The following is a 24,504-nucleotide window of genomic DNA, read 5'->3' on the forward strand; positions in this document are numbered from 1 at the left end:
CAGGGACGCTAACCATGAGCATGTTTTCTGGCATTGAAAAGAACGAGCCGTCCACGGGCGGCATCTTCGGTCGCTTCCGCGCGTTCCGGGCTGGCTTTTCGGAAGACTCCGCTTCGGCCATGCCGATCGCCGGCTCGGAGAAACTGGACTCTGGCGACCGTGAGCCGCGTTTCACGGGCAAAAGCACCAGGGTAAAAGCCGAACCACTTGAGACAAAGCACGGGCAGCCGATGACCCTCGGCATGCGACTGCGGTCGGCCGACATCAGTGACGTCGACGTGCACGATGACGACGAGTTGCGTGGTCGATCGCCTGTGCCGGACCTCAATGCGTTTGCAGAACGAGCCGAACAGGGGGTAAAGGAAGCTGGCGACCGAGCGGCCGAAACGGTCAATGCCTCTGTAGCGTCAGTATCTACCGCTGCTGGTGAGGCCGGACTCGCGGAGGACGCGCAGCCGTCCGTGGCTGCTGAGGCTGAGCAGGACGCGACAACGGCAACGCCTGCAGAAGATGTAGCGGACGCCACCGCGTCGCCCGCCAGCGAAGTTCACGAGGCTCACGCGGTTTCCACACCGGTCGTGGAACTGGGTGAAGAGTACTTCGCTCCTGGATTACCTCAGCTCGCCTCGGCTGATGCACTCCTCTTCAAGCGAATCCTGAGCGAACGCGGCGCCGACGCAACCTTGCGCGTCACTGACGCCGCTCGCGCTGAGTTCGTGGCCGTAGAGGTCCAGGCGGGCATGGCGATTGTCATCACGACTCAATCGTTTCATGAGTCCGCGCTCTATCCGACGTACCTGAAGGATCTCGAGCGCGCCGACATCAAGGTGCATGAGGAGATGATCGCCGACGCGGAGGTCATCGCCGCGATCTACGCTCGCGAGCGAAACCGGTCGGCGGCCATCATCCCGGAAACGTCGCGCGCGATCGGAACGTTTCGCGATGTGTCAGAAGCTGCCCATGAATACGGCGCGGGCGATGTTCACTACGAGTACCGCGACTTCAACGACGATGTCGAAGTGCGTTTTCGCGTGAACGGTGACCTGTACACGTATCGCAAACTGTCGAAGTCGCTGGTGCGTCGCGCCCTGTCTGCCTCCTATCAGGATCTCGTCGCACGCAACACGAATTCGGGTGAGACATTCCAGCCGAGCGCGCCTCAGTCGGCCATGATCCCGCTCGTCGTCAACACGGACATTCTGAACATCCGCTGGCAGAGTTCACCGGTCGTCGGCGGCTTCGATGTGGCGTTGCGACTGCTCGACGGCAATTTCCGGAACCTGAAGCTGTTGATGCCGGAACAGATGGGCCTCACACGCAGCCAGTTGAAGATACTCGGCTCACTGTGCAACGTGAGTGGCGGGGTATCGATCTTCACGGGTGAGACGGGGTCAGCCAAATCGACGCTGCTGCGCGCGCTCTCGTACATGCTCTCGTCGCGCGATCTGCGCAAACAGTATGTCGTGAGCGAACCATCCGAATTCCCGCATCCCTGGCTTTCGGAAATCTCGATACCGCGTCGGCCGGACGAATCCGATGATGACGCGAGTCGCAAAGGGGCCGAGGTGATCCGCACACTGATGCGGATGGACCCGGATGACCTGACCGTCAACGAGATCCGTGACCGCGTGATGGCGGCACTGGTAGCGGAACTGGCGCTGACCGGTCACCCGGTCAGAACGACCCTGCATGCCGACAGCGCAATTGGCGCGTTCATGCGGCTCGCCGGCGGGCGTCTGCAGCTGCCGATGGACGAGGTCTCATCCGAAAAGTTCGTGAACGCCGTCGCCAACCAAAAGCTGATTCCGTTGCTGTGTGCGCACTGCAAGGTGCCGGCGCGCGACGTGTTGACGGCGCATCAGGTCCAGAGGCTCGAGACGAAGTTCGGTCTCGACACGTCGACGATGGCATGCCGCGATGACGCTGGCTGCGAGCACTGCCGGCTCAAAGGCCTCTTCACGCGGGCGGGAAAGGTGGCAGCGGGCACGAAAGGTCAGACGCTCGCCATGGAGATCTTCCGGCCGACGCTGGAGTTTCTCGACCTGGTGGCGGTGCGCGACTGGCGTGGTGCAGAGAAGGTGTGGCGCTCGACCCGCGTGTCCGGCTTCGCTGATGAAGACATGACCGGCAAGACGATCTACGAGCACGCGCTTTACAAGGCGTCGCAGGGAATCATCGACCCGCGTTTCATCGATACGGCGATGCGCTCGTTCGACGACTACAGGATCTACGCAGACCGTGACGGGAGGATGCCGTCGTGATGAAGGGACTCGTTTATGCGCTCTTCATGATGCTGCCGCAAAAGGAACGTATGCGCGTGGCAACGTGGCGCTTCGGCAAGCTGCGCGAAAACTTTTACCGTGAAACGCGGCTCGATGTGGCCGCCAAAGGGCTGCGCAATCGTGAGACGCTGCTTGAGCGGCTCACGACGCTCGAGAAGCGTCACCGCGACCGCAAGGGCCTCGCGTGGCCTGTCTTCCAGGCGATCGGCAAACGGATGGTGGCGGGCGAGAACTTCGCGAATGCGATGAGGCCATACATCCCGACCGATGAGTACGCGCTGCTGGAAATCGCCGGCGCATCGACCCAACAGGACGCAGCCGTGCGCGGCCTCGAGCTCGCGGAAATGGCGGCCAACGCGAAGGCTGTGCTGGCGAGCACAACATCGTTGCAGATGGCGTATCCGGCGCTGCTCATTGTCTACATGTATCTGTACGCGATGCTGTTCGGCGGCACCATCTTTCCCGCCGTCGCCGACACAAAGCCCGTCTCGGAATGGTCACCGTTTGCGCAGGCGCTGTATGCGTTCGACTCGTTCGCCTACCACTACTGGTGGTTGAGCGGCTCGATCGTAGGAGGCCTCGTTTTCGGCTATTTCCACACGCTCAGGCGCTGGACCGGCCATCTGCGCAACCGCATCGATGCGATGCCGCTGATGTGGCGCAATCGGCGTGATCTGCGCGCCGCATTGCTGATCGTCTCGCTCGCAGGCCTATTCGACTCGAACCTGACGCTGCGCGCTTCGCTCGACCGGCTCACGAAGACGGCAGATCCGTGGCTCAAATGGCATCTGATACGCATGGGCCGCAGGCTCACCCAGCATCCCGACAAAACGATGCGCGCGCTGGACACTGGAATCTTTTCCGAGACGGTGATGGACACCATCGCCGACGCTGCGGGCCGTGACCAGTTCGTGCAGGCCATCAAGTCGCTCGGACGCAATTCGCTTGATCGCGTGGTAGCGACTGTCCGGCGCAACGCCCGGATTACGCATTACGTGCTGCTGGGATTTGCCGTCGCCCTGTTTTTCGTTTTTGGCATCGGGTCGTATGTCGCGACCGGTGCTGTCAGCTTCGACTCGTCATCGTCTGCTGGCGCCAATTACTGAGGAAAGAAAGAAATGAACAAGAACACCGCGATTCTCAAAACCAACTCTTCCATGCCTGCTGCCCTGCCGGCGCTGGCCGACCGGAAGTCGGCGTTCATCATAATGGCACGGCGTCGTCGGCAGTCGGGTGAACTGTCGCTCATCGAAGGCGCGGCCGTCATGGCGGGCGCGGCGCTGCTCGCGCTTGTCGTGTATCAGGGCCGCGGATTCGTGATGGATCGTATCCACGCGCATCAGTTCAAGAGCGAGGCACAACTCTTTCGCAGCGGCATCCAGGACGCCACTTCGAGCGATGTGGACTTCTCCGGTGAGACCCAGCAGAGCCTTGCGAAGAATCACGCGTTCGACTCGGCGAATTCGCGCGTGAACACGTCGACGGGCGCGCTCACGGGCATTTTTGGAGGTGCGGTGACCGCTGTCCCAGGCACAATCTCGTCGACTGACGACGCCATGATCGTGACCTACCCGGTGCCGAGCACGGTTTGTTCGCTGTCGATCGGCGCGGTGGCGGGCGCTTACGCGAAGGTCACCGTCAATGGGACGACCATCGCCGACGCGAACACCGCATTCAACGGGGCGATGGCCGGCACCGTGTGCAGTTCGGCGGGGGCGACGGCCAGCATTGGCATGTACGCAACGCACAACAATTAAGGACGCTGGGCATGTTCAGCATCGTTGAGATGGTGGTTGTGCTGGTGGCTGCCGCATTGATGACGGTCGTCGGCATCAAGGAAGATGCCGCGAAGCGGCGGGTACAGGTGTTGACGGCAGAAGGGCAGAATGAGGCGGTCATCAACGCAGCGCTCGGCAACTGGGTGACCAGCAATTACGCGACGCTCACGCAGAACGGCCCGGTGGATGTCGTGCCCGCCACCGAACTGCCCACGCTCAATCAGCTGTTCACGCAGGGCAATCTCCAGCAACCGCACGCCAACGGTCCGTTCTGGGGTGGCGTGTACGTGGTGAGCATGAGCGTCGGTCCATCGACCTGTTCGGTGAGTGCGGGTGATTGCCATGTCACCTACGTCCTGTACCCGTCAATGCCATTAACCCGTGGTGGCAATCCCGACGTGATCGGCGCTTCGATCATCGCGCAGGCTGGCGGTAACGCTTTCGGCTTCTCCAAATTGCCGAATCCCGGGACCATAACGGGGCTCAACGGTTCGTGGAACGCGACCAATCCGCTGCCGGGCAGTCCGGCTGGTGCTGTTCTCGCGACGAACGGCCCGGCTTCGGATGGCAACTCGGTCTACATCCGGCGCGATGGCGCGTTGACGTGGACCGGCGACCAGAACGTCAACCACGTCAGCCTCCACAACGTCCATAACCTCGACGCCGAGGGAACAGTCAGCGCCGCCAACGTCGGCGCGACCGGAGCAGTAGCCGCGAGCGGCGCGGTTTCAGCCGGGACGACGGTTAGCGCCGGCACAACTGTTACGACGGGAAATGTGGGGTGGCCCCGCGTGGCGTGCCCGAAGGTCAGTGCGATGACCGGCGCGAGCGACAACTCGGGTCTCATGCTGTCGTGTCAGAACGTGTCGGGCGTCCTGCAATGGATGCCGGTCGGCGGTCCCAAGCTGTGGTACGGCTACACGCAAATTCCTAACGGCAACGGCACGTTTGTGCCGAACCCCAACTGCCCTGCGGGCGGGACGCCGCAACTCGTCATGTCCGGCCAGAGCATGTACACCGATCCGACTGCGGTGATCAATTATCCGACGGCGGGAACGGGGCCGTGGACGGTCTACATCACAGATGGGTCAGGGTCCGTCATTCAAGGGACGGCCGTCGCTGTCAGCTACTGTACCTATTGAGGGGAGTGAAATGAGGTTCGTCAGTATCTTTGTCAGAATAGCCTTGATAGTTGGCGTGTTTCTGGCCGGCCGTGACGCATTGGCGGGGCCGGTGAGATGTTCCGTGAACAACCAGGATTCGACGTGCGTTGGTCACCTTACGACGGCGTGGCAAACCGCGCCGACGTGCCCCAACCAGCCAGGCTGGACGACCGTCGCATCGGCGCAATGGATTGGGTCGCAATATTCGGCGCCGCAATGCAACTACCAAGCGCCTCCTTCGTGCCCCCCGGGGAGGGTTGAGGCGGTCCCTCCATCGTGGAACGGCTCGGCTTGGGTGGGACAGGCTTGCCAGATCCCGTCCGCTCCTCAGAACGTCTGTCCGTACGGTTTTGCCAGTGGTCCCGTATGGAATGGCAGCACGTGGATCTATAGTTGCAATTCGGCACCGACAGTAACGTGCGCCAGCGAAGCACAGTCGCAGGGATACACGCTAACCAACGGCTATGGCATATCGGGACCCTTCACGGGATACTATACAAAATTCGACGGCTCGTATGGCTATGGCACGTACAACCAAGTCAAGTATGGGGCAAACGGGCCGGTGTGGAACGACGTTTGCGCTAACACCGGCACCGCATACATCTTGTATTGCTCAGTCAGTCCCACGGACGGGAGCGTTCTTGGGCAGCTCACGGGATATCCAAATGGTGCGCAAAGTGCTTCGGAGTGTAGCGGGGTGAACTAAATCTGCAACAAAAAAAGCCCCGCTCAAGGCGGACGCCCGAGGGCGCTTTTTTCTATCTGCTGCTCCTACCGGCCAAGATTAGCCTACGATGTTGCCGGTTGTGAAGGTGAAGCTGCGCGAGAAAGCAGTGCCGTTTACGGTCCCAACGATCGAAACCGTGTACGTCGTGTTCGGCGACAACGGCGTGCTTGGGTACGCCACGCCCTCATACGCCTGCATGAGCTTGTTCGGGTCTTTCGCCGAATCCAGCAATTGCAGCGTGATGACGGTGCCCGATGTGTCCGTCATTGTGCCGGACTGAAGCAACACGGTGTCTGAAGCGTTGCTCATCACTACAACCGGCGTGCCCCACGATCCTGACGTGTTCGGCGGGGTCGGTGATTCCGCAACGGCCTTGTAAGGAACGCCAGCGGTGCCTTGGCACGGGAAAGTCAGAGGCCCATTAGAGGACAGCTGTAGCATGGACGTGTTGATCAGGCTCAGTGAGCCCCATGCATCCGGGAAGCCGTTCGTCGTCGTCTCATACTCGCCTACGCCCATCGTTGTCACCGGGGTCAGCAGGATCGGAGCGTGATAGACCCCGGAGATCCACTCGTACACAAGGTTCTGGCCGTACTGCGATTCTGAGAGCGTCGACGTGGTGTAGTACTCTGCGCTTACACCGCCGCCGATGACGTTCGACGGAAAGCCGAAGTGGGCCGCGCGTTCGGCGTAACCTACCCCGATGAAGCCCTGTTTCCCGGACGTTTCCGAGTCCGTGACGGTATTGTTCAAGCCTAGGTACTGGGCGTGCGCTTGGGCAGCTTGGTCCAGAACAGTGTTTTGCTGGACCGCAGGAAACCCGCATTGCTGCCGGTAAGAATTCACCTGGTTGAACATAGCCAGCTGCGCGCTACTGGCCGTGTATTGCGGAGTGGACTGCGTCCCTGTTACCGGGGAACTGGCCGAGCTCGGGGCGCTTGCCGGACTTGCTGCGCCGGCCGAGCTGCTTCCGCCACCACCACCGCCGCCACATGCTGAAAGCGCCGCGGCGACGGCGATCGAAACGGCGGTCAGTGCTGCAATATTCTTGTGTTTCATTATTCTGCTTCCTCGATTTTCATATGGCCGTGCCCCTTGCGCGACCTTGATTTCATCTTATCTGGCGCTGAGTGAAGTCAAGTCGACGTTCACCGCCGTGTTCCGGACTGCCGCGGCTAATACCGTTAGCCCATTTTCCGGCGTCGACATTTTAGTGATAACGGCAAATACCGGCCGAAGATTAGGCCTTCGCGATAGAGGCCGAAGGGTAGGGGTGTCAACGACGGTTACGCTTGCGTCGTCGATGAAAAATCCTCAACCCGATGAACGCGACGACGAGCCCGAAGCCAGTCGCTTCGGGGAGAAGTCGGGCGAGTTCCGGCACCAGTCGCCCGGCCATGTAGATTGTGAATAGCGCGATGGCGACGCGGCCGACCCATGGCTGGGCAAGCAGGGAAACGAAACGGGAGCGCTGTTCGCTCGCCCACTTGCCATATCCCTCGTTGGTCTGTTCAAGGTCGAAGGCAGTCGCATCGATGGCACGCTCGCTCTGATAGAAGCGTTCATACCGTTCAAAACGACCGTCCCCGCGCCCTTCCAGCCACGCCGCGCTGCTCTCCGGCGCCATGTAGTCGAAGTCGTCCATATGCCTAGTGAATACGACCCGCATGCCAGGCCACTGCGCCAACCGCGTTGGCGATGATCCGGCCGTCGGCCTCGGCGTAATAAGCGCCGGTCTCCGGGTTCTGCCATCCGAATTGCGCATGTCCATCGGCGTCGAAAACGACCAGCCCCGCTGGCAGTTCCCGAGCAGTGTTTTTCTCAGGCGTCTGCACGGCTTCTCCGGGCAGCACGCTTGCGCGCACCGAGCTGCTGCATACAGGCGGGACAGTGGAAGCGGCTGTGCATCTCGATCCTCGCGTCGGTGTTCGAGACGACATAGTGCGTTCCGCATCCACGGCAAGGTGCGACCGTCAGGCGCGTGTCCGCGGCCATCGAGCGGATCAGGTTCCAGCCGCGGTCGGGCATGATGAGCCTGTTGCCGCCAAAGAGACGGTCATAGACATCGTTGGTCGCGAGCAGCGCTTCAGCGGGATTGGCGCCCATGGCTGTCGCTGAACGATACAGCCACGCGTAGACGGTCGCATGGAGGCGGTGGACCGGCGTCTCGACAAACCATGAGAGCGACGTTGCCGTGTTGCCGCATGGCGAGCTTTTGCCGTTGATCTCGAAATACCGGATACGCATCTGATGCTGGTTCAGGCTGAACAGGTTCGATGCGGTGGAGGCGCGAAGGCCGTATGCCATCATCCCGTATGCGAGTGTTTCGTTTCTCATCCGGCCGAGACGCAGTTCCCCCCACTGTGCTGCATACGGCAGATTGCCCACGCGCGAGGGCGACGTCAGCATGATCTGGTGGGCGACGATCTCGTCCGTCAGAGTACTTGCGGTGAACTCGTACCAGAAAGTCGGGCTGTCAAAGCGCCAGCGGAAGAGGGGAAGCTCCTTCATGCGCGTCACGGCAAGGTTGAGCTTATGGGTCGGCACCGACATCAGATACCGGGCCAGTTCCGTGGAAATGCCAAGCAGGGGAGCGCTCAGGACGCTCACGCTCAGTACCTGCGTCATCAACGACACGAACACAACGTTCTGCTGGTTCACGGCATAGGCCAACAACGAATCCAGTGGAGGCGTCTTGCGGCGCAGCTCGTCGACGGCCACGGTCGTCGCGGTGCTGTCCACAAAGCAGCGCCAGTCTTCGACTGACTGCAGGGTTGGCTCGACCATCAGGAACGGAGCGCGCAGCAGGCTTCGCAGGGAAGACTGGTTCAGTTGCAGTTGCTCGATTTCCTTTCGCTCTACGTTGAACACCTCGTTAAAGCGCCCGTCGTGTTTGAGCATCCATTTGAGATGGTCGACGAGGTTGAAGTTGACGACCTGAATCTGGTCGATGAGCCAGTCAGGCACGTGGAGCCGGTCGATTGCCCGAAAATTCTCTTTGTTATTCACTGCTTTTTCCTTGTTATCTCTCTGTACTGAATGGCCGCGACGTCAGGTGCGAACGGCGGCCACCAATTCCCCGTGAAACTTGCCGACGAGATCGGCAAGGCCGCCTAGCAGGCCCTTGTAGCGCTTGACCGAACCGTCGGCTGTCACTATCAGCTGGGTGCTGTGGTAGTCCTGAATGAACGAGCCGAACTTCTCGATCAGTACCGATACCCGCTTATCGACGGCTTCCATCTGCTGGATTTCGGACTCTTCTTTCGCCCGACGTTCCGCGAGTTCGGCAAGACGTGCCTTCGCAGCGTCGCATTCGGCCGACACGCGCTTGAGTTCCGTGAGTTTGTCTTCGGTCGCGCTTTCCAGATTCCTGATGGCCTCAGGCGTGACTTCGACCTGCACTTCCTTGATCTGCACCTTCGCGTGCGCATCGGCAAGTTCGCGCGTCTTGTTCGTGACTTCTCGTTCAAGCTTCGCGATTTCACTCTGAAGGCCGCTCGTCGCCTGTTCTGCATTGTTCAGATCGACCATCGTCTTGCGCAAAGACTCCTTGCCCTGCTGCAATTCCTGGGTCAGACGCCGGGCCTCGGCCGTCAGGCGTTCGTTGTCGTTGTTGGCGTCATCAAGCTGGCCATAGATTTCAGCGAGCTGGCTTGTCACGGTTGCGAGAGCGCTGTCCTTTTCGGAGAGGCGATCCTCGAACTGGGCGATAAGCTTTGCGACGTCGCGCTTGCTTAGATCAGCATTTTCACGCTTCGCTTCAATAACCATCGCGACGACATCGTCATCCTTGTTGACCAGCAACTGCATGTCGCTGATCGAGAGCATTTCGATCGCGCCGCTGTTCGTGCTGAAACGCTCGTAGCAACGGATGTACAGGTAGACCGAATCCCGTTTTTTGCGGAAGGTGGCCTCGAGGAAGCTGTAGACGAGTTCGGCTGCCTTTCGCCGGACCTGCTTGGTGTCGCCGAGGGTGTTCACGAAGTGCGCTTCGACGCGGGTCCGGATGTGATAGAACGAGCCGCCGATGCGCATGTGCTCGAGCAGGATCTTGCGAGTGGAGTGTGCGACCTCCTCAGCCTCTTCGGCGATCGCAGCGCGCAGCGCATCGCCGATTTCCGCGCCACCAAAGAACTGCTTGACCAACTGGCTGATTTCTATCTCGGACGGCACGTGCGCGAAGGCGAGGGGTAGCTCCCGCTCGATCCGGTTGCTGTCGTTGCCGCTGTTGTTTTCGTTACCTTCGGGGCGCGTCGGATCGAAGTCGTCGTCGGCTGCCGTTGCAATGTCGTTGCGATTGCTCATGTTGCTCTCGGAGAAAATTGTCGTGGGATAGCGCCAGGGCGTGATCAGCGCCGAGCCAACGGGAGCAGGCCACGCGGATTCAGTCGGGTGCCCAGGCGGTCAGATGATCCCGCGCGGTGAGAGCGCTTACACAACAACTTCGATTGCACTACAGTTTTCATACAACGAACTCCTTTCGTGTTTTGGTTCTTGTTCACGCTCTGGCCCTGGCGTTGCAGACTCGACTAGCAGGAAACTGTCTTCGTCACGCGCACGCCCTAGGATAAGCGTCCTTTTCAGGCAGAAAAGTCGCTAAGAAGCACAGATTCGTATAGCTTTCTTCGGTAACCGACACTGGCCGCTTAGCTCCGAAAGAGTTTGATACGGCAACAATTGCTGAAACTTTAGTAAGAGCAGGTAACTTTTATAGGGGTTTTCCTCAATTTATCCCGGTGGCGCTGTATGGCACCCGGCGCCGTTTCGGCGAGCGTTAATAGCGCGGCGCGGGCGGAAATCACGTTAATTCGTACTCGGCCTCGCTGCTCGTGCAACGCCATACGGACGCGTAACCACTGCCGGAGATCGTGGATGCCCATGAGGTTGACGGGCAGTTCCGGGGACAACTCGCAGTTCCTGTTGGGAAAGACGGCGATGCTTTCCACCGGCCAGACCGCGGGCAGGATGGAGCGAAGAAAGCGGACCTTCGACCGGTTCTGGGCCAGTGTCGAACGGCGTGCCTCGCTACGTCCATCGGAGCCCACACGCTCGACAGAAGAGTCGTCGTGCCCGGGCATGATCAGGCCTGTCCAGTTCTTCGTTTCGACGACAAAAATGCCGAATGGCGTAATGACAAGGTGATCGACCTCGGCTGTCGGAAATTCGGTGCCGGGCGCGTGATTCAGAAGAAGAGGGCCGTCATGGAGATAGAAGTCATGTCCGCATAACCACGACAGCGCTGCGCGAAGTTCCGCTTGGACGTTCGCCTCGCCTTCGTCGCCGCTCTGCTCGCTTCGAAGTGTCGGATCAGAGGAGGAAGCAGGGCGCGCGACGGGTGCGCTCGTCTGCTTCGACACGAAACGCCACGCCACATAACCCGCCACCGCAAGAATGATCCAGTGCATGTCCCTGCTCCTGAAGAAGTAACAGGTTCAGTCTGCCAGGATCGCGGTGAAGTCAAGTCACCGGAAGTCCGGAAAGCTATATGGTTTTGTCGAGCATTAAGGGTTAGGTGTCTGAACCGGCTAAGGCGACCCGTGCTCGAGCGCTCGGCCCCGCATCAAAGCTGCACGACTTTCGCAAGCATTCGGCTTCTCCGCTGGAGCCGATACGGCTAATCTGATCCTGTTCAACCGCGTCTACTGACGCATCGATCTGCCGCGAGTGATCGCGCGCGTCCTTCTGTCTCTTACGCTCCCGCTCATGCCGGTCTGCCAGTGCTTTCGTGCGCGCCTTTAACGGGTCCGCACGAAAGCGCTTCGCGCCGTGTTTCCTTGCTCATCGAGCATCGAAACCACCGGACGTTGGTCCGGACATTCCCTGTTGAATTTTTCTGGAGAGAAAAATGGTGCAAGTCCTGTTCAAAGACGCGATCAAAACGCCGGGCAAGCTGCTCGCCCTGTGTCTCATCGTGTACTTCGCATCGAAGTCGTTTGTCATTGGGCTCTTTCTCTTCCTGCTAGGCGTCGCCTGGCTCGTGTCGGCAATGAAGAAGAAGGCCAAGGCCATCCTCGCAGCAGAAGCGGAAGCCGAAGCTGCGCGCGTCGAAGCTGAAAAGCTCGCCGCGTCCGCGCGTGTCGCAGCCCAGGCGAAGGCACAGGCTGCTGCAATGACGGGTATGGCCGCATCGAACGACAGCAGTATCAAACCGGCGCCGGTGAAGCAGTACGCGAAGTCGGCCGTCGTTATCCCCTTTAAGACCGGTACCTGATCTCGTCAGGCTATCGCCAGTCCTTACCGTCACCCTGGGCTTTATCGCCCAGGTGACGGCATCTGAACCCCGCCGGGAATCCCATTCCCGAGCACGGGCCATGAGATTGCCGGCATCGAGGAGCAATCCCATGGAAACCCAGGTAGCTGCATGGCAGCTCGATATCTTCGGCGAGTCCTCGCCGATAGTCATCACTCCGGCCAGGCCCGACCCTCTGCCCGATCCACACCTGTGGAGCGAGGCGGTGCGCGACAGGATGGTCGATGCATTGATTTCGCTTGCATGCGATAGCCGCCGGGGGGACAGCATGCCCGAGTCGCTGATGGACTGTGCCGACCTCCTGTCGGAGCGTCTGCGCAACCGCAAGATCGACACGGACGATTACCGCGCGACGCTCGGATGGATCATGGGCTACTGGAACGGTGCGTTGCCTTACGTCTTCGTGTGCAAGGTCAACGGGGTCGATCCCGAGACGCTGCAGGACGTCATTCTCAGTACGCCGTTGCTTGCACGCGATCTGCGCGAGCTGCGACAGATGTGTTTTGGCACGCTGCTGTAGGAGAAACGCAATGCCCAATCCAGCAACCCTCTTTTCCCGCGTTCTCGCGGATCTGTTCCCTGGCAACAGTGCCACCTCTCATCAAGCCGCCCCCCGTCCTCGTCAGGAGCTGCATCCGACGGCACCTGAAACGTCCGACGCATCGGCACCAGCGGCGCGCCCCGACGCTCCGGCTCATGTAGTCGGGCAGGGCGCCGAGAATGAAACCGTCATCACGATCGGTGATGTCCCGCATCTTTTTGTCGACGAGGGCGATCATGTTGTCGAGTTCGCGCCGGCCTTTGACGATCATGCTGAACAGACCGAATTCGGCATGAAGATCGTTCCGGACCTGATCCCGCACTGGTCTCAGCTGCGTATCCATCGCTGTGCGCTCAAGGAAGCACTGGCCGCAGCGATCCGTGGGACCAGTACAGGTGTCAGCCAGCCTGTGGCGAGCGTTCCGCAGGCTGGCCGCGTAGTCCCGCAAGTCGCGGCAAACGAAAGCGACGAGCCGTTCGAAACATCTGGCGTCAAGCCCCCGCGCGAGCGACGTCCTTCTGGTCAGGATGGGGCGAGCGTCAGAGGCCGCATTGTGTCGTGGGGCGAAGAGAAGTTTCCGGATCGCAAGCGGCCCGGGCGCTTCTACGATTCGTTCGCGATGCATGTCGAAACCGCGACCGGCGAAAGGACGCTCCAGGGAGAAGGTCTCAAGGAAGCGATTGCCGAGTGCCGTTGCTCCGTTGGTGATGTCGTTTCAGTTCGCCGTCTGCGCAAGATCCAGGTGCCTGCCATTCGGGCCGACGGCTCGCCGAAGATCGTCGACGGAAAGCAGGTCATGTGGGACAAGTGGCTCTGGTCTATTACCCGATAAGGGAATCTGGCATCCCGGAAAGTCTCACCGTTTCCTGATGCCTCTCCCGTAACCCCTCACCTTCGCACGGCACACCCCCGGGTGTGTCGTTGCGACGGGTCTTCCGCCCTTTTCATACGCCGTCCCCTCCTGTTCTGAAAGGCACGTCTGCTGAAAAAAGCCGTTCGCTCACGCGCGGACCGTTTTTTTGAGCACGCATTTTCACGCCTGTCTCAGGCACCGACCAAACCCACTCACTTCAAGGAGAGTGATTCATGACTGTAAGAGCAAGAGAGCTGACGCCCGAGCAGTACGAGTGGCTTCAGCGAAAGCTTCGCGAATTTTCGCTCTCCCCGGAGCAATGGATTTCGCTCCTCGTGAGCTACGGCGTGCCTGCGGACCGTCTCACCGGGAACGCCTGTTCATGTCCTGTCTGCGGTGGCACCGATCGCTTCACCTACGATAACAAGCGTGGGCGGGGAAACTGGTTCTGCCGCAAATGCAATAACGGTGAGGCGATGGCTGGCGACGGCCTTCAGCTGATCACGCGTGTGAACCGGATGGGGCTGTACCGGCTGATGCGTCAACTGGATGGGGGCCCCGCACCGCGCGCAGCGCGCCCGGCCGTTGCAGGCTCAGCGCCGAAACCTAAACGCAAGCCTGACCGGAAGTTTATTTCGAACCGGCTCAACTCGATGTGGGATGCGGCGTCGCCGATGTCCTGTAACGATCTTGCAATGGGCTATCTCTCAGCGCGAGTGCCGGGATTGCGTATGGCTCCCTCCCGGGCGTTGCGCCTTGGCATGCTCGAGTACTGGCACGACAGGAAGGTGATCGGCAGCTGGCCGGGCATTCTCGCGCGGTTTGAATTGCCAGACGGAAGCCTTGGCACGTTGCACCGGACCTTTCTCGAGCGCTTGAGCCCTTCAAAGGCGTCGATCGTTTCTGGCGACGGTGAGATCCTCGATTCGAAGCTCAACGACATGACACTCAATCCACTCGCGGGAGGTGCTGTCCGATTGATGGAGCCGAAGAACGGAGAGATCGGCGTCGCCGAAGGACTGGAAACGGCGTGCGCCGCGCACATGCTGACCGGCGTACGCATGTGGTATTGCCTGAACATCGGACTGCTGCGGCAGTTCGTGGTGCCGGAAGGCCTTGGCATTCGCGTGGTGCACATCTTTGTCGACTTTGACGCTGTCGATGCCCGTACGGGCAAGTCCGTCGGCGTCGCTGGCGGGATCGAGCTGGCGAAGCGTTTGCGGGCAGAAGGCTTTACCGCAATCGTTCATCGTCCGCGTCTGCGGGGAACCGACTTCGCTGACGAGTGGATGACGCGCTGCAGAAACAATGTTCCGCTATCGGCCTCGCAAGGGATCAGCCGGACCGTTGCACAGCTGGCAGCAACCGCCTGATATCTCTTTAACCTGAACGCGGCATCGCGCCGCTGACTATCAACTCGCCCGGTGGGGATACTCCCCGCCGGGCAGTATTTCGCCGGGCTTTTTTCTGGAGTGGAAAAATGGCCTCGTTCAAGATTCTCGTGGGTAAATACTCGATCATCGCGACGAACGGTGCAAGTGGCGGCCGGCAACCCGTCGGAAAGTCAGACGCCGTCGCGTTCGATGTGATTGACCGTCGTTCGCAGGGCAACACGCAGTTCGCTGCCCGGGATCAGTCGTTTTCGGAGGCGTGGGATTTCTGCACGCATCGTCTCCTTGTTACAGCTGCCTCACGGCCGCACTGAAACCCTGAAAGCAAAGCGGCTCCCCCAGTGATGGGGGAGCCGCTTTTTTTTGTCCGCCGGCACGCTGCTCATCGCATGATCGCAAGGCAGACGACGACGATCGCAGCAAACACTTTCCAAAGTCGCCATAGCTCGCTGGACCACAGCACGCCCGCCGCGCCGACAAGCAGCATCACGACACAAAGGTCATTGTCGAAGTGCATGCTTTCCAGCATCGCAGCGAACCACCACAGCGCGAGCGATGCGCAAAAGATGATCGCGCGACGCGCGAAGAAGGACAGGGCGTTGAATTTCACGTACCACGCCGAAGCCCGGTTCATCAGCGTCATGTTAGCCTCCCTTCTTTTCATACGATGCGTACGCGGCCGTTCCGGCGTAGGCACCTGCGATGGCCGCGGCGAGCACGGTCGCGAAAAAGAGCCACGTGTGGGCTTCGTTCAGGGGCAGGCCATTGCGAACGATCTGGATCAGTTCGAGCATGTGATTCTCCTTTTATATTTGCCTCGGTGCACCGCACGTCGTGCGATGAACACCGAAGTCATGACCTATCTTGCCATCTGCAAACTGAAGTCAAGCGACTCCCGACATCAGTTCAAAAATACCCCCCGAAGGCGTCGGCGAGCGCCTCGACGTTGTGTCCATCGAGGCTCCCTTGCTCGTTGCTGGGCTCGGCGCCGGCAGCGACCGGCAACATGGACACAGCCGGCTCCGCTGGCGGACGATTCCTACTGGCAGTTAACGGTAACGTTGTATAGGGCGATGACATGGCGGGCGTCGATGCAGCCGTCGAAGCAGTCGCCGCTGTCTCGACAATGCTGCTCGCAGTCTGCGCCGGCACACCCCGTAGCGCGGCTTCGGCGAGGTGCCGCAACACGGCAGCACGCTCGCGATACGACTTCGCCTGAGCCAGCCGCGCGTGCAGAAGCGGCGTGGTCACCGGATCGATGACCACCTTCATGTCGAACTTCTCGCTCATGCTTTTGCTGTCGCACGCTCGCGGGTCAGGCCAGCTTCGCCGACAATCAGGAAGCCCTTGGCGTTGGCCATGCACGGCGAGTCGATGACTTCGAGCGATACGCGCGGGAACGCCTTGCGTATCGCGGGCGCGTACAGGGCGCCACCGCCGCCGGACAGGATGATCGATCGCACGCTCGTCAGTTGCCCGACGTTGTTCTGCATTTCCTTCACGACCCCTGCGATCACCGGCTGCGACTGTTCGAGATAGGGGTCGAGATGGATATCGTTGCCGTAAAAGAAGAAAGGCTTGCGCTCGCGCACGGCCTTGTCGATGCGCTCGATATCTTCGACCTGTTCGTCCTGGTCGCGCGATATGAGCGCAGCAATGCGCTGGTAGATCTGTGATGCGCCGCCCGGAATGCCGTCGCTACGCTTGTCGTCCATCGTGAAGCCATTCGCGTATACCCAGTCGGTCGTGAAGTAGCCCACGTCAATGACCAGGTGCGCGCTGTCGCGGCCAAACTCGCTCTGACGGTTGGCCGACGCAGCGACGAGGGAGCCGAGCGGCTGCGGTATGACAACGACCTTCTCGATGGTGACCCGACCCGGGCCGTAGTCGAACGCTCCCGTAAAGCGGTCCCGCAGCGCCGTACCGTACTTCTTCATGTTATGGACCGGCAGGCCGAGCACGAGGCGCTCGATGTGCGTGACGCCAGCGAAGTGGATCGCACCTGCCAGCAGGGCGGCATAGTTGTCGGAGAGAACGAAGTCATTCGACAATGCGCGGCCGGTGTTGCCATAGGCCGCCGTGAGCGATACGTCGGGACCCACTTCGTACTCTATCTGGTCGATCACAACTGTCGCGACCTTGCGCGAGACGAGGACACCGTCGCCGTAGCCAGACAGCGCGCGGCTTGCCGCAAGCGGCGCGAGCGAGGGAAACATGCCGGTCGCGATGGTGCCGCTCGCCGCGCGATGAGCGTACTTGGTATTGCCATAGCCGACGTCGACTGCGAAGACGGAAGTTTTCAAGATGACTCCATTCGATATGAGAGGTCCGCGCCGAAGTGACAGAAAACTGACAGATAAGTATCAGCTTGCAGCTTCACATCGGCATAAGCCGCCGAACTATCAGATATCTGACAGATAAGTGTCAGGTCGGATGGTTCGACGGGTTTACTGGTCGAACTGACACTTTTCTGTCAGTTCTGCCTGGTTTCCAGTCTAGCGAGCCCCCAGCGAAGTCAAGTCGACGAAAGCCAGCAGGTTCAGCCCACCTTTTGGTCGAACACCCGGCGGGCGCAGTCGTATCCTGTGCATACCTACCGCGTCCATGACGCATCGATACAGAGTGCTGGGCACTCGCACGTCCATACCTTCGGGCTCGCAATGGGCCAAAAAACAGCAAGTGACCGGGCCGCACAGTGATGCGGCCTTTTTCTGAATCAGATCAAGTCCATGATGGTCCACCATGAGGACCCCTGGACAGTGCGATATCCATACGATCGGCGGCGGTTTGCCGCGATGTGACGCAATGAGGACATGTGGAGAGACCGGACACCGGACACTTTCCGCATGCTCATGAGCGTCTGCACACGCCCTTTCAGCGAATGCTGGGTGCGTTCACGAAGCCCGATACACCGCGGCAGAGATGAACGTGCTTGGGGGCGGGGGAACTCCTGCGGTCCGGAATACACCGGAGAACCGCGATTCCCTGACGGAAGAGGACACGGCGCGCGCGGCCGTACACAAACGCGTATCAAGTATTGTCCGGCACATAGCGGGGGTGCGTTACCGCGAAGCGGAGAGCGGCCCACACGCGCAATGCGTCACGCTGGCAGGGTAGCCACGAAGCTGCATCACGCGAAGCGATTCGCAGCGCCACGACCGGGAGGTCGAGCGCGATAGCTCGGTGGTGGGTTGCGCGAAGCGCACTTCACGCCGGCACGCAGCAGGTTGGACGGTCGGACCGCATGTTCTTCCCATGCATCTGGCTGATCGGTGGAAATCGCTAAAGGTCAGGAAGGCAGTACCCCACGCCGGGGTTAAGGCGCAGCCGCCAGAGCGGAAAAAACGGATGGCCGCTGGATCGAAGTACGGCATCAGGTAGGGATGCTGCGATTCCAGGGGCGATAAACAACATTGCGGCGGTATCGTCGCGCGGAGCGTCAACGATGGCAGCAATCCTGAATGTACGTGCGGTGGTTAGCGCTTACCGGTTCACCCCGGAATTCCGGGACGCACTGCTGGGCCTGTTCGACAGGCATGTCGCTGAAATCCACAGCACGAGTCGGATCAGCAACAAGGCGTTGTCGATCAAAACGCAGGAGAGGAGAGCGACAGCGCTGTGCAAGGCTTTCACGGAACTCAGGGAGAACGGCTACGCGTTGCAGACGCCGTGGTCGCTGAAGCACAAGCACATCAGATTTCTCGTCACGCATTGGGTGGCGTGCAAGCAAAGCGGAGGCACGATCGAAAACAAGCTGACGTATCTACGTGCACTCGCGAACTGGATGGCCAAGCCGAACCTCGTCGGCACCTTGGCGGACTATGTTGATCGTCGCGAGCACGGCCTCGTGCGCAGCTATATCGCGACCGAGGACAAATCATGGGAAGCGCATGGCATTGATGTGGTGGCAAAGATCGAGGAGATTGCGCGAACCTGCCCGTACACTGCGGTTCAGCTGAAGTTGCAGGCTGCGTTTGGTCTACGGGTTGAAGAAAGTTTCATGCTCCGGCCCGCTGAAGCGGCTCGCAATCCGCAGACACTCGCTGTCACGCGCGGCACGAAGGGCGGTCGACCGCGCGAAGTGCCTATCGAGGCGAGGCTGGATATCCTGGAAGAAGCAGCGCGTCTGAGTAATGGCTTCACTGGCTCAACTGTGCCGGCTGACCGGACGCTCAAGCAGTGGCGGGACTGGTACTACTACGTGCTGGACAAGCACGGTGTGACGCGAAAGGGCCTCGGTGTTACCAGTCACGGCTTGCGACATGGGTTTCTTCAATCGCTTTATGCGCGGGTGGCTGGCGTCCCAGCACCTGTGAAGCGCTCCGGCGAAAAACCCGATCGCGAGGATCACCTGGAAGCGATGCGGCGCGTGGTCGAAGCGGCCGGGCATAGCCGCGTGACCAAGGCGAACGCGTATCTGTCCACTTTCGCGAAGCAGGATCGCCTGCAAAAGAAGCTGCCAACGGTAGAGCAGGTGCGCGCTGCGCTGGCGACCGGCAACGGTAACAAGAGTCACGCTGCGACGGCACTGGGCATTTCAAGGCAGGCGCTGTATCGGATCCTTGGTGCAAACGCATCTTCCCCACAGGACACGGGTCGCGCCGACAAATGACACCCAAAACAGCGTCTCATATGCCTCTCGACGCAGGAGCGGAACAGGCACAATGAATTGTCTCTCAGGTTCTGGTGATGGCCCTCGGAAAACGCCAGAATCCTTTCAAAGCCGGCTCTCGTAGCCGGCTATTTTTTTATCGGTTCCGCGCCCTGAAGGCTGGAATCGACCCTGAAGCGCCATTCGCCTGCAACGGGTCAAAGACCGCTCGAGGGTTAACAGCGGTCGCTCGTGCTTCCCCGGATTCGACGCAGAAGGCAAGCGAAGTACGCTTCGGCCGATATTCCGTCAACGTGACATCATCCTGGATCACATTTCGTCTACGTTCGTTGACGCATGCTGATCCCGCTTGCCAATCACGTCGCCGTGATGAGCGACGGCGAGATCGTCTACAACAGGCCCATCGACGAATGCGACCAGCGGGAAATTGGCCGCGCCATGGCAGATGATTTGCGCGTCCATGCGGAAGCCCCGCGACCAGCGGGCGCGATTCCGCTTCGATGACAGCGCGATTTTTGACGCGTTGACGACAAAAAATTTTCCCTTTAACTTCGAAACCGTTGAAGGCAGCGCTCCTCTGATCTCACAGAGGATATCGGGTTGGCGTGCCCGTCCAGCAGAAAGGTGATCGCGATGAGCGACAACCCTGTTGGGCCGGCGAACACTTCTTCGGCCCAGACAAGCGACGGTGTGGCACCCCTGACCGTCATCAGGAATGCCTGCGTACTGACGATGGATCCCACATGCCCGCAGCATGCATGTGCGGACATCGTCATCGAGCACGGCAGGATCCGCGAAATTGCCCCAGATGCGTCTCTAGGCATTGGCGATGCGCACGTCGTAATAGACGGCGCCGGGCACCTCGTAATGCCGGGTCTGATCAACGCGCATTTCCATTCGCCGACCAATTTTCTGAAGGGCGCGCTGGACAGTCTGCCGCTCGAACTCTTCATGCTCTATGAAGTGCCTGCGACCCCTGACGCAGCGGTATCCGCTCGCAGCGCCTACGTCCGCACGCAGATTGGCGCCGCCGAAATGCTGAAGCTCGGCGTCACGTCGGTGCAGGACGATGCGTTCTTCCTGCCGGCGCCGAGCCACGCCGAAATCGACGCGGTGATGAGCGCATACCGCGATATTGGTATTCGGGCGACTGTGGCGCTCGACCAGCCCAACCTGCCTGAAATCGCCAAACTTCCGTTTCTCGGCGACCTCGTTCCCGATGAACTCAGAGCGCGGCTCGAAGCACCCGCGCCCATGCAGACGGACGACCTGCTGCGTCACTATCGCTATCTGATCGATACGTGGCATCGGTCCAGCGATGGACGCCTGCGCGCCGCCGTTTCCTGTTCGGCACCGCAGCGCGTCAGCGTCGAATATCTGCGAGAGCTGGACACGCTCAGCCGTGCCCACGATCTGCCGTTTTACATCCACATGCTTGAGACTCGCCTTCAGCGCGTTTTTGGCGAAGTGTGTCTGAATGGCCGCTCGCTGATCCAGTATGTCGACGACCTCGCGCTTCTGTCTGAACGCATGAATGTCATCCACGCCGTGTGGATCGACGACGACGACATTGCTCTGCTTGCGCGCGCCCGTGCCCAGGTGATTCACAACCCGATCAGCAACCTGCGGCTCGGTAGCGGCGTCATGCCGTTCCGGCGGCTCGCACAAGCGGGCGTTCCGATTGCGCTGGGGTCCGACGAAATCATCGCGGACGACGCGGTCAACCTGTGGTCGGTCATGAAGACGGCCGCGCTGATCCATACGATCGGCGATCCAGATCCCCAACGCTGGCCCGTGGCTGACGAAATCCTTCAGTGCATGTTCGAGGGCGGCGCCACGGCGATGCGTCAGCGTCACCAGCTCGGGCGTATCGCGCCGGGGTTTCAGGCCGATCTGGTCATCCTCGATCTGGATACGCTGCCGATCACCCCGCTCAACGATATCGCCCGCCAGCTCGTGTATGCGGATGCAAGCCGCGCAGTCGTCATGACGATGGTCGCGGGTCGCGTGGTCATGCGAGACGGCAAGCTTCTGACCATCGATGAACCCGCGCTGCGGCAGGAAGCACGCGCCATCATGGCGGCCGCCGCCGGTCAGCGCGAAACCTTGACGCGCGAAGCCGCCGAATGGCTTCCGCACTACCGCGCCATGTACCAGAAGTCACTCGCTGTCGATGTCCGCATGAACCGGTGGGTTGGCGACGCCAATCCCGCTCGTAGCTGATTCTTCCTCGTCGCAGTTTCCATCTTGCTCATTCGTTAGGGGTACATTCTATGTCACACCATTTCACCTATAAATCCGCCGCTCGGGCGGCTATATTTTCGTTCGGTCTGATCGCAGCCACTCAGGCCGCCCACGCGGAAGACAAAACGATTCGCGTGATATGTAACAACTGGTCCGGATTCGCACCGGTCTTCGTGGCGAGCGACCTTGGTTACTTCAAACAGCTCGGGCTGAAGGTCTCCGTCAAGTTCGACGACGAGCAGGCGGACGCGCTGGCAGGGATTGCCCATGGCGATATTGAAGTAGACATGCGCACTGTCGACGACTATCAGCGTCGCCCGCGCAGCCCCTCGACGCCGGGGGTCATGATCGGCACCATCGACGAGTCCAACGGTGGAGACGGCGTGGTAGCGGACGGTTCGATCCAGAAGGTCAGCGATCTGAAGGGAAAGGTGGTGGCAATGGAGACGGATATTCCTGCCTATCTCCTCCTGCAACTTGAACTGAACAAGGCCGGGCTCAGCTATAAGGACATGACGATCAAGCAAACTGCGGGATCTGACGCGCTATCGGTATTCTCAGACCGCAACGTTGCGGCGATCGGGACGTTCCAGCCGTTCATGAACAAGGCAATCACGCTCGACGCGAAACGCGGCGCTCATATTCTGGTTTCATCGGCAAGCTACCCGGGTACGATTGTAGACGCGATCATCGTCAACCAGTCAAAACTCAAAGCCGACCCGCTCGCCTACAAGAACTTCCTGATCGGCTTGTACAAGGCGATTGCGTATTACAACGCCGAGCCGGCCGACTTCATCCGTCTTGCCGCGCCTCACTTCAACCAGAGCGACAAGGACTTCAAGGCAAGCATCGACGGAAGCCTTTCCTACACATCGCTCGACACCGCGAAGCATTATTTTGGCGCCACTGACAAGCCCGGCTCCATCTATAAGACCTTCGATACGCTGATGAAGCTAAATCTGGCGAACGGTGCATCGGACCACACGCTGTCGGCCGCCGGCTCATTCGACGGTTCGCTTTTGCAATCCATCTCGGCTACCGACCTCAAGTGAACAAACCGCTTCAGAACGCCTTCTCGTTTCGAGGAAGCATCAGTCGCCGGGCCAACATTCTTATTGGCCTCGGCGCCAGCTTCGCTGTCTTGCTGACGTGGCAGGTGTCGTCATGGGCCGGGTGGATCGATCCGACCTTTCTGCCGTCGCCCGTCGAGATCGCCCAAAGCCTCTTGACCATGACCCTCGAAGGGCAAATCGTCGGCAACGCGCTGGTCTCGATCGGGCGCATTCTCGCTGCATTTGCGCTGTCGGCGGCGATGGCGATTCCCATCGGCCTGTTGATGAGCAGCTATCGTCCGGTTAACGCCGCGCTCGAACCGATCGTGGATTTCATCCGGTACCTGCCGACGCCGGCGCTGGTGCCGATCAGTATCATCTGGTTCGGTGTCGGAGAGGAAACAAAGATCTTCCTGTTGTGGCTAGGAACGTTCTTCCAGCTAGTCTTGCTGGTGGTCGACGACGCAAATCGCGTTCCTCACGAGTACATCGAGATCGCGCGTACGCTCGGTGGCCGCCCGTTCCAGATTCTTATGGATATCGCCTGGCGATCGATGCTGCCCAATCTGGTCGACAATCTGCGCATTACGCTAGGCTGGTGCTGGACCTACCTGATCATTGCTGAAATCGTGGCCTCCGACAGCGGCTTGGGCTTCGTCATATGGAACGCACGCCGTTACATGCAGACAGACCAGGTCATGGCTGGAGTGTTTGTGATCGGCATGATCGGACTTGTCAGCGACCAGGTCATTCGCGCGCTTCATCGGCGGCTGTTCCGCTACCTAAAGAGTACTGATTGATGAACATACGAACTACCGAGTATCTTGTTTTCGACGGGGTCACCAAGCTCTTTGGCGGGTTGCCCGTCGTGGAAACGCCATTTGATCTGACGATCCCGCGAGGCCAGTTCGTCGTATTTCTAGGGCCCTCCGGTTGCGGCAAGACGACACTAATGCGAATGTCAGGTGGACTCGATACGCCGAGCGCCGGCGAAATCCGGCTTGAGGGCGAGCCGGTCGGCAAGCCCGACCAGCGACGTGGCATGGTGTTTCAATCGTACTCGTCGTTTCCCTGGCTGACCGTCAGCCAGAACGTGGCCTTTGGCATGCGCTACAGGGCCGACCTTGGCAAGGACGAAAAGCGCCGTCGCACCGATCACTATCTTCGCCTTGTCGGCCTTCATGAATTCGCAAGCACTTACCCAAACCGGATATCGGGAGGCATGCGCCAGCGCGTCGCAATCGCACGGACGCTTGCTGCGGGTTCCGAAGTGCTTCTGATGGATGAGCCATTCGGCGCTCTTGACGCGCAGCGGCGCGAGCGGCTCCAGGTGGAGTTGCGCCGCATTCAAAGTGAGGAATCGCGTACCGTCATCTTTGTCACTCACGATGTCGAAGAAGCAGTCTTCCTTGCTGACAGGATCATCGTGTTTTCACGACGACCCGCACGGGTGCTCGAGGACATCGATGTCACGTCCCATTTGGGCACCACCCGCACACTGGCGTTGAGGGATAGCGAAACGTTCTTCCATATGAAGACGAAGATCATTCAGACGGTTCGCGAGATGGCGGAGAACACATAGCAAAGCGATACTTTTGTTCGAACGCTGCC

At 60.1% G+C, this 24,504-nt stretch carries 25 protein-coding genes; 15 read left to right on the forward strand and 10 right to left on the reverse strand.

Annotated elements, in window-relative coordinates:
• Window positions 1-14 precede the first annotated feature (14 nt).
• From P3T25_RS27875 to P3T25_RS27890, 4 genes are read left to right on the forward strand one after another with little or no spacing between them, the layout of a single operon-like run.
• Window positions 15-2,261: an ATPase, T2SS/T4P/T4SS family gene (locus P3T25_RS27875; RefSeq protein ID WP_429359931.1), complete on the forward strand. Its 2,247-nt coding sequence runs from the start codon at window positions 15-17 to the stop codon at window positions 2,259-2,261.
• Window positions 2,261-3,388, forward strand: a complete 1,128-nt coding sequence (locus tag P3T25_RS27880) for a type II secretion system protein (RefSeq protein WP_429359933.1) — start codon at window positions 2,261-2,263, stop codon at window positions 3,386-3,388. Before P3T25_RS27875 ends, P3T25_RS27880 begins: the two co-directional genes overlap by 1 nt.
• A 12-nt stretch (window positions 3,389-3,400) precedes the next feature.
• On the forward strand, window positions 3,401-4,039 hold the full coding sequence (locus P3T25_RS27885) for a type 4 pilus major pilin (RefSeq protein WP_429359935.1): 639 nt from the start codon (window positions 3,401-3,403) through the stop codon (window positions 4,037-4,039).
• 11 nt (window positions 4,040-4,050) lie between these two features.
• On the forward strand, window positions 4,051-5,202 hold the full coding sequence (locus tag P3T25_RS27890; protein ID WP_429359937.1) for a hypothetical protein: 1,152 nt from the start codon (window positions 4,051-4,053) through the stop codon (window positions 5,200-5,202).
• Between the two features lie 805 nt (window positions 5,203-6,007).
• Here the strand turns inward: P3T25_RS27890 and P3T25_RS27895 are convergent.
• From P3T25_RS27895 to P3T25_RS27920, 6 genes are all read right to left on the reverse strand, one after another.
• On the reverse strand, window positions 6,008-7,009 hold the full coding sequence (locus P3T25_RS27895) for a CAP domain-containing protein (protein ID WP_429359939.1): 1,002 nt from the start codon (window positions 7,007-7,009) through the stop codon (window positions 6,008-6,010).
• A gap of 217 nt (window positions 7,010-7,226) precedes the next feature.
• Window positions 7,227-7,595, reverse strand: a complete 369-nt coding sequence (locus tag P3T25_RS27900; RefSeq protein WP_429359941.1) for a hypothetical protein — start codon at window positions 7,593-7,595, stop codon at window positions 7,227-7,229.
• Between the two features lie 4 nt (window positions 7,596-7,599).
• On the reverse strand, window positions 7,600-7,785 hold the full coding sequence (locus P3T25_RS27905) for a hypothetical protein (RefSeq protein WP_429359943.1): 186 nt from the start codon (window positions 7,783-7,785) through the stop codon (window positions 7,600-7,602).
• Window positions 7,772-8,959 carry a FlhC family transcriptional regulator gene (locus tag P3T25_RS27910; protein WP_350357353.1) on the reverse strand — a complete coding sequence of 396 codons (1,188 nt, stop codon included), beginning with the start codon at window positions 8,957-8,959 and terminating at the stop codon, window positions 7,772-7,774. The genes P3T25_RS27905 and P3T25_RS27910 overlap by 14 nt, the downstream gene beginning before the upstream one ends.
• A 42-nt stretch (window positions 8,960-9,001) precedes the next feature.
• Window positions 9,002-10,255 carry a hypothetical protein gene (locus tag P3T25_RS27915; RefSeq protein WP_429359945.1) on the reverse strand — a complete coding sequence of 418 codons (1,254 nt, stop codon included), beginning with the start codon at window positions 10,253-10,255 and terminating at the stop codon, window positions 9,002-9,004.
• 383 nt (window positions 10,256-10,638) lie between these two features.
• Window positions 10,639-11,355, reverse strand: coding sequence for a nuclease-related domain-containing protein (locus P3T25_RS27920; RefSeq protein ID WP_429359947.1), 717 nt, complete (start codon window positions 11,353-11,355; stop codon window positions 10,639-10,641).
• A 440-nt stretch (window positions 11,356-11,795) separates the two neighbouring features.
• Between P3T25_RS27920 and P3T25_RS27925 the strand changes: the two genes are divergently transcribed.
• The 5 genes from P3T25_RS27925 (at window position 11,796) to P3T25_RS27945 (ending at window position 15,299) form a co-directional block, all read left to right on the forward strand.
• Window positions 11,796-12,161, forward strand: coding sequence for a hypothetical protein (locus P3T25_RS27925; protein ID WP_429359949.1), 366 nt, complete (start codon window positions 11,796-11,798; stop codon window positions 12,159-12,161).
• 130 nt (window positions 12,162-12,291) lie between these two features.
• Window positions 12,292-12,720, forward strand: a complete 429-nt coding sequence (locus tag P3T25_RS27930; RefSeq protein WP_429359951.1) for a hypothetical protein — start codon at window positions 12,292-12,294, stop codon at window positions 12,718-12,720.
• 10 nt (window positions 12,721-12,730) lie between these two features.
• Window positions 12,731-13,573, forward strand: coding sequence for a hypothetical protein (locus tag P3T25_RS27935; protein WP_429359953.1), 843 nt, complete (start codon window positions 12,731-12,733; stop codon window positions 13,571-13,573).
• A gap of 254 nt (window positions 13,574-13,827) precedes the next feature.
• Window positions 13,828-14,967: a primase-helicase zinc-binding domain-containing protein gene (locus P3T25_RS27940; RefSeq protein WP_429359955.1), complete on the forward strand. Its 1,140-nt coding sequence runs from the start codon at window positions 13,828-13,830 to the stop codon at window positions 14,965-14,967.
• A 107-nt stretch (window positions 14,968-15,074) separates the two neighbouring features.
• Entirely contained in the window at window positions 15,075-15,299 is a 225-nt protein-coding gene (locus P3T25_RS27945; protein WP_429359957.1) for a hypothetical protein, read from the forward strand.
• 68 nt (window positions 15,300-15,367) lie between these two features.
• Here P3T25_RS27945 and P3T25_RS27950 read toward each other — a convergent pair whose 3' ends face one another.
• The 4 genes from P3T25_RS27950 to P3T25_RS27965 form a co-directional block, all read right to left on the reverse strand.
• Window positions 15,368-15,628 carry a hypothetical protein gene (locus P3T25_RS27950; protein ID WP_429359959.1) on the reverse strand — a complete coding sequence of 87 codons (261 nt, stop codon included), beginning with the start codon at window positions 15,626-15,628 and terminating at the stop codon, window positions 15,368-15,370.
• A gap of 1 nt (window position 15,629) precedes the next feature.
• Window positions 15,630-15,779: a hypothetical protein gene (locus P3T25_RS27955; protein WP_429359961.1), complete on the reverse strand. Its 150-nt coding sequence runs from the start codon at window positions 15,777-15,779 to the stop codon at window positions 15,630-15,632.
• 112 nt (window positions 15,780-15,891) lie between these two features.
• A complete protein-coding gene (locus P3T25_RS27960; RefSeq protein ID WP_200567638.1) occupies window positions 15,892-16,275 on the reverse strand; it encodes a hypothetical protein in 384 nt (127 codons plus the stop codon).
• The gene (locus tag P3T25_RS27965; protein ID WP_429359963.1) at window positions 16,272-17,288 is read right to left on the reverse strand and encodes a PRTRC system protein D; all 1,017 of its coding nucleotides are present in this window, start codon (window positions 17,286-17,288) and stop codon (window positions 16,272-16,274) included. The genes P3T25_RS27960 and P3T25_RS27965 overlap by 4 nt, the downstream gene beginning before the upstream one ends.
• 1,142 nt (window positions 17,289-18,430) lie before the next feature.
• On the opposite strand from P3T25_RS27965, the gene P3T25_RS27970 reads away from it, so the two are divergent.
• The 6 genes from P3T25_RS27970 to P3T25_RS27995 all read left to right on the forward strand — a co-directional run bounded on the left by P3T25_RS27970 (window position 18,431) and on the right by P3T25_RS27995 (window position 24,475).
• Entirely contained in the window at window positions 18,431-19,597 is a 1,167-nt protein-coding gene (locus P3T25_RS27970) for an integrase domain-containing protein (protein WP_429359965.1), read from the forward strand.
• Window positions 19,598-19,933: 336 nt separating this feature from the next.
• Complete coding sequence (locus P3T25_RS27975; RefSeq protein ID WP_429359967.1) at window positions 19,934-20,101, forward strand: hypothetical protein; 168 nt, start codon at window positions 19,934-19,936, stop codon at window positions 20,099-20,101.
• A gap of 129 nt (window positions 20,102-20,230) precedes the next feature.
• On the forward strand, window positions 20,231-21,820 hold the full coding sequence (locus P3T25_RS27980) for an amidohydrolase family protein (RefSeq protein WP_429359969.1): 1,590 nt from the start codon (window positions 20,231-20,233) through the stop codon (window positions 21,818-21,820).
• Between the two features lie 50 nt (window positions 21,821-21,870).
• On the forward strand, window positions 21,871-22,893 hold the full coding sequence (locus P3T25_RS27985; RefSeq protein WP_429359971.1) for an ABC transporter substrate-binding protein: 1,023 nt from the start codon (window positions 21,871-21,873) through the stop codon (window positions 22,891-22,893).
• Window positions 22,890-23,693 carry an ABC transporter permease gene (locus P3T25_RS27990; protein ID WP_429359973.1) on the forward strand — a complete coding sequence of 268 codons (804 nt, stop codon included), beginning with the start codon at window positions 22,890-22,892 and terminating at the stop codon, window positions 23,691-23,693. The genes P3T25_RS27985 and P3T25_RS27990 overlap by 4 nt, the downstream gene beginning before the upstream one ends.
• Window positions 23,693-24,475 (forward strand): ABC transporter ATP-binding protein, encoded by a 783-nt coding sequence (locus P3T25_RS27995; protein ID WP_429359975.1) that lies wholly within the window; start codon window positions 23,693-23,695, stop codon window positions 24,473-24,475. The genes P3T25_RS27990 and P3T25_RS27995 overlap by 1 nt, the downstream gene beginning before the upstream one ends.
• Window positions 24,476-24,504 lie beyond the last annotated feature (29 nt).

Source organism: Paraburkholderia sp. GAS32, from assembly GCF_050434225.1.
Lineage (GTDB): Bacteria > Pseudomonadota > Gammaproteobacteria > Burkholderiales > Burkholderiaceae > Paraburkholderia > Paraburkholderia madseniana.

What these genes read in the sequence shown, in the direction of transcription:
- P3T25_RS27875 (WP_429359931.1), top strand. Translation starts at nt 15, where the DNA reads ATGAGCATGTTTTCTGGCATTGAAAAGAACGAGCCGTCCACGGGCGGC.
- P3T25_RS27880 (WP_429359933.1), top strand. Translation starts at nt 2,261, where the DNA reads ATGAAGGGACTCGTTTATGCGCTCTTCATGATGCTGCCGCAAAAGGAA.
- P3T25_RS27885 (WP_429359935.1), top strand. Translation starts at nt 3,401, where the DNA reads ATGAACAAGAACACCGCGATTCTCAAAACCAACTCTTCCATGCCTGCT.
- P3T25_RS27890 (WP_429359937.1), top strand. Translation starts at nt 4,051, where the DNA reads ATGTTCAGCATCGTTGAGATGGTGGTTGTGCTGGTGGCTGCCGCATTG.
- P3T25_RS27895 (WP_429359939.1), bottom strand. Translation starts at nt 7,009, where the DNA reads ATGAAACACAAGAATATTGCAGCACTGACCGCCGTTTCGATCGCCGTC.
- P3T25_RS27900 (WP_429359941.1), bottom strand. Translation starts at nt 7,595, where the DNA reads ATGGACGACTTCGACTACATGGCGCCGGAGAGCAGCGCGGCGTGGCTG.
- P3T25_RS27915 (WP_429359945.1), bottom strand. Translation starts at nt 10,255, where the DNA reads ATGAGCAATCGCAACGACATTGCAACGGCAGCCGACGACGACTTCGAT.
- P3T25_RS27920 (WP_429359947.1), bottom strand. Translation starts at nt 11,355, where the DNA reads ATGCACTGGATCATTCTTGCGGTGGCGGGTTATGTGGCGTGGCGTTTC.
- P3T25_RS27925 (WP_429359949.1), top strand. Translation starts at nt 11,796, where the DNA reads ATGGTGCAAGTCCTGTTCAAAGACGCGATCAAAACGCCGGGCAAGCTG.
- P3T25_RS27930 (WP_429359951.1), top strand. Translation starts at nt 12,292, where the DNA reads ATGGAAACCCAGGTAGCTGCATGGCAGCTCGATATCTTCGGCGAGTCC.
- P3T25_RS27935 (WP_429359953.1), top strand. Translation starts at nt 12,731, where the DNA reads ATGCCCAATCCAGCAACCCTCTTTTCCCGCGTTCTCGCGGATCTGTTC.
- P3T25_RS27940 (WP_429359955.1), top strand. Translation starts at nt 13,828, where the DNA reads ATGACTGTAAGAGCAAGAGAGCTGACGCCCGAGCAGTACGAGTGGCTT.
- P3T25_RS27945 (WP_429359957.1), top strand. Translation starts at nt 15,075, where the DNA reads ATGGCCTCGTTCAAGATTCTCGTGGGTAAATACTCGATCATCGCGACG.
- P3T25_RS27950 (WP_429359959.1), bottom strand. Translation starts at nt 15,628, where the DNA reads ATGACGCTGATGAACCGGGCTTCGGCGTGGTACGTGAAATTCAACGCC.
- P3T25_RS27955 (WP_429359961.1), bottom strand. Translation starts at nt 15,779, where the DNA reads ATGCTCGAACTGATCCAGATCGTTCGCAATGGCCTGCCCCTGAACGAA.
- P3T25_RS27960 (WP_200567638.1), bottom strand. Translation starts at nt 16,275, where the DNA reads ATGAGCGAGAAGTTCGACATGAAGGTGGTCATCGATCCGGTGACCACG.
- P3T25_RS27970 (WP_429359965.1), top strand. Translation starts at nt 18,431, where the DNA reads ATGGCAGCAATCCTGAATGTACGTGCGGTGGTTAGCGCTTACCGGTTC.
- P3T25_RS27975 (WP_429359967.1), top strand. Translation starts at nt 19,934, where the DNA reads ATGCTGATCCCGCTTGCCAATCACGTCGCCGTGATGAGCGACGGCGAG.
- P3T25_RS27980 (WP_429359969.1), top strand. Translation starts at nt 20,231, where the DNA reads ATGAGCGACAACCCTGTTGGGCCGGCGAACACTTCTTCGGCCCAGACA.
- P3T25_RS27985 (WP_429359971.1), top strand. Translation starts at nt 21,871, where the DNA reads ATGTCACACCATTTCACCTATAAATCCGCCGCTCGGGCGGCTATATTT.
- P3T25_RS27995 (WP_429359975.1), top strand. Translation starts at nt 23,693, where the DNA reads ATGAACATACGAACTACCGAGTATCTTGTTTTCGACGGGGTCACCAAG.